This window comes from Hydrogenophaga sp. (assembly GCF_022844385.1).
Classification (GTDB): Bacteria; Pseudomonadota; Gammaproteobacteria; order Burkholderiales; family Burkholderiaceae_C; genus Hydrogenophaga.
In genome coordinates this window covers 1-3,118 of record NZ_JALHLX010000224.1, presented here as the reverse complement: position 1 = coordinate 3,118, position 3,118 = coordinate 1, and the positions used below count along the sequence as shown (strand labels likewise).

Annotated in this window: 4 protein-coding genes; 3 read left to right on the top strand and 1 reads right to left on the bottom strand. The window is 67.1% G+C overall.

Going from position 1 to position 3,118, the window contains the following annotated elements; all coding sequences use genetic code 11:
- A partial coding sequence (locus Q0C59_RS19355) for a TonB family protein (protein WP_291218655.1) occupies window positions 1-342 on the top strand: 342 nt, incomplete at its 5' end.
- 123 nt (window positions 343-465) lie between these two features.
- Here Q0C59_RS19355 and Q0C59_RS19350 read toward each other — a convergent pair.
- Window positions 466-1,584 carry a DUF2855 family protein gene (locus Q0C59_RS19350; RefSeq protein ID WP_291218653.1) on the bottom strand — a complete coding sequence of 373 codons (1,119 nt, stop codon included), beginning with the start codon at window positions 1,582-1,584 and terminating at the stop codon, window positions 466-468.
- A 134-nt stretch (window positions 1,585-1,718) separates the two neighbouring features.
- Here Q0C59_RS19350 and Q0C59_RS19345 point away from each other — a divergent pair, with 134 nt between their 5' ends.
- Window positions 1,719-2,435, top strand: a complete 717-nt coding sequence (locus Q0C59_RS19345; protein ID WP_291218651.1) for a glycosyltransferase — start codon at window positions 1,719-1,721, stop codon at window positions 2,433-2,435.
- A gap of 195 nt (window positions 2,436-2,630) precedes the next feature.
- A partial coding sequence (locus Q0C59_RS19340) for an SOS response-associated peptidase family protein (RefSeq protein WP_291218649.1) occupies window positions 2,631-3,118 on the top strand: 488 nt, incomplete at its 3' end.

The following is a 3,118-nucleotide window of genomic DNA, read 5'->3' as shown; positions in this document are numbered from 1 at the left end:
GCCCGGCTCTTCGGACGCTCGGACCCCAACACCGATCTCATCCTGTATGCCGAGGCCTGGGCGCGCAAGATCCAGATGAACATGACCATCGAACTGGTGCGCGAGGCGGCCAAACAGCCTCACACCCAGCCGGTGGTCACGGTGGCGATCCGCAGCGACGGGTCGGTGGAGAACGTGACCTTCGTGAGTTCCAGCGGCGTGGCGGCCATCGACGAAGGCATCGAGCGCATCGTGCGCAGCCAGGCGAGTTACCCGGCGTTTCCGCCCGCGCTGGCCCGCCAGTACGACGTGGTGGAGATCCGCCGCACCTGGCATTTTGATGTGGCGGTGCGGCTGTACTGAGCCTGCGGTGAGCGCCGTATTTTTAAGCACATCCCGCCAAGCGAGGCGGGCTGCGGGCTGCGGCGGTTGTCCACCTCGTTATCCACAGCCTAGGGCACAGTCTCTGTGCGTAAAGTCACGCGATCAGGACAGCGAGAGCATGTGCCCCGCGCGCGGGTCCCCTTGCCCACCCAGCACCAGCGCGTGGGCGGCCTGCACGGCGTCGGGGCCGTTGTGGTGCTGCACCACCACCCAAGGGGCGGCAGGATCGTTCACCTGGGCCATGAAGGCGTGCCACGCCTGGGCCATGCGTTCGTTGAAACCGGCCGCGCCCCAGTCGCCGTGGCGCTTCTTGGCCTGCGCGGGTGCGAAGAACAGCACCGGACGCGGTCCGGCCAGATCGCGTCCGCCAGCGAGCTGGTCCACATGGGTGCCGCCGATGGAGCAGCTGTAGGCCAGCGCGGTGAAGCGGCTGTGGATGGCCTTGCGCAGTGCGCCGTTGCCGGCAAAGTCCACGTACACGCAGGGTGTGTCCGCGGGCAGTTGCTCCAGCTGGTCGTAGCTGAGCACGCGGCTGTACACGCCCAGGCTTTCGCAGAACGCCACGTTGCCCGGCGAGGTGAGGCCCACCACTTCCACCTCGGGTCGCTGCACCAGTTGCGCGGCGGTGGCATAGGCGGTCTTGCTGCTGGCCGATGACAGCAGCATCACGCCACGCTGGCCACCCGTGTTCGTGCCGAAGAAATCGTTGTCGGCCAGAAAATCGTCGATCAGCCAGGCGGTGAGGAAGAGCGGGCGCAGCAGCGCCTGCAGCGGTTCGGTGGCGGGGTCGAACAACGGGTCCACCGCGCATCGCAAGTAGTTGTTGTAGACCGGGTGCAGCGCAGCGCGGTGCGGTGCACCGTCAAAGAAGCCCTCGGGCGAGATGCGTGCGGGTGTGAGCACGGCGTGCGAGGCCATGGGCCAGTAGCCGTAGAGGCGCTCGCCCACGGCCACGCCGGCGCACTGCGTCTCCTGCACCACGCCGAAGCCCCACACCGGCACCACACCCCAGGCCGCGGCGTCATCGCCTGCGGGTGCGACAGGAAAGAACTGCCAGTAGTTCATCGCATCGCCGAACGCGGCGTAGGTGATGTTGTTGGAGGTGTAGGCAAACTGCTCGATGCGAACGCGGATTTCGCCATCGGCCAGCGGTGTGTCGGGCCGTTGCACGGTGCGGGTGGTGGCGAGCTGGTCTTTGCGAACCTGGAACTGTGTGGTCATGGTGGTGGGCCTGTGGCAAGTGGCGGGCGCTGCCATGTTGCACCGGTCTGGCGGCGGCGGTTGTCACGCGTGTTCGCTCCGGGCCGAATGCCCCCCGTCCACACGACCTGAAAGCGCCCGGGTAACCTGCAGCCATGATCTCCTTCATCGTGCCTGCCTACAACGAAGAACGCCTGCTGGGTGCCACCCTGCAGGCCATCAACGCGGTGGTGCAGGCGCTGGACGAGCCGTGTGAAGTGATCGTGGTGGACGACGGCTCCACCGACCGCACTGCCGAGATCGGCCGTGAACATGGCGCGCAGGTGGTGGCGGTGGCGCACCGCCAGATTGCCGCCACGCGCAACGCGGGCGCGCGGGTGGCTCAAGGCGATGTGTTCATCTTTGTCGATGCCGACACCCTGGTGCACGAGACCCTGGTGCGCCTGGCGCTGCAGGCCCTGCGTGACGGTGCGGTGGGCGGCGGTGCGGTGGTGCGCTTTGACGGCGCCATGCCGCTGCATGCGCGCCTGATGGTGCCGCTGGTGGTGAAGCTGTTGCAGGTCAGCCGGCTGGCGGCGGGCTGCTTTTTCTTTTGCACCCGCACCGCCTTCGAGGCCGTTGGCGGGTTTGACGAGCGTTACTTTGCAGCCGAGGAGCTGGGCTTGAGCCGGGCGCTCAAGCGGCAGGGAAGGTTCTTGGTCCTGCGCGAGCCGGTGCTGAGCTCGGGGCGCAAGCTGCGCACACATTCAGCACGCGAGATGTGGGCGCTGCTGGGCCACCTGATGCGGGGCGGCCTGGGCGCGGTGAGGCAGCGCAAGGGGCTGGACCTTTGGTACGCCCAACGGCGCGAAGACCCGCACAACGGTGTGTGAGCCCTCGCGCCCTGGTTCAACGGAACACGAGGAAAAGGATGATGATGAGCAATATTGCGCCGCCGCCGATGTACATGGTTTTCTCCTGAGGTCTGCCGGTCCTCGACGAGGGCCATGGGCGTTTGCCTGCGGTCCATCTGATCACCTGACCCGTCTGCGGTCTGTTCGCCATCACACAGAGACTTCGCATCTGCCATGTGCAACCTCTACAACATGACCGACAAAGGCACGGCCGAGCGTTACCTGGGCAGCGTGGGCGCGAGCGTGGACATGGAGGACTACACGCAGGCCACGGTGGGACCGTTCCAGCACGGCCTGATGGTGCGGCCCGGGCAGCCGGGTGAAGCCGTGCAGCTGGTGGGCCGCATGGGCCAGTGGGGCATGGTCCGCGCCGGCAGCGCCACGCGGCGGCCCGCGTCACGCGCGGTGCTCACCAACAACGCGCGCATTGAAGGCATTGCCGAGCGCGTGACTTACCGCGGGCCGTGGATGAAGGGCCAGCGCTGCCTGATCCTGGCCGACTGGTACCAGGAACCCAACTGGGAAACCGGCAAGAACATCTGGTGGCGACTGCGCCGCGCCGATGGGGCGCCCTGGGCGCTGGCGGGTTTGTGGTCACAGTGGACCGATCCGCAAACGGGCGAGCTGGTGCCCAACTTCACCATGATCACCTGCAACTGCGA

Coding starts and splice junctions, on each gene's coding strand:
- Q0C59_RS19350 (WP_291218653.1), bottom strand. CDS start 1,584: ATGACCACACAGTTCCAGGTTCGCAAAGACCAGCTCGCCACCACCCGC.
- Q0C59_RS19345 (WP_291218651.1), top strand. CDS start 1,719: ATGATCTCCTTCATCGTGCCTGCCTACAACGAAGAACGCCTGCTGGGT.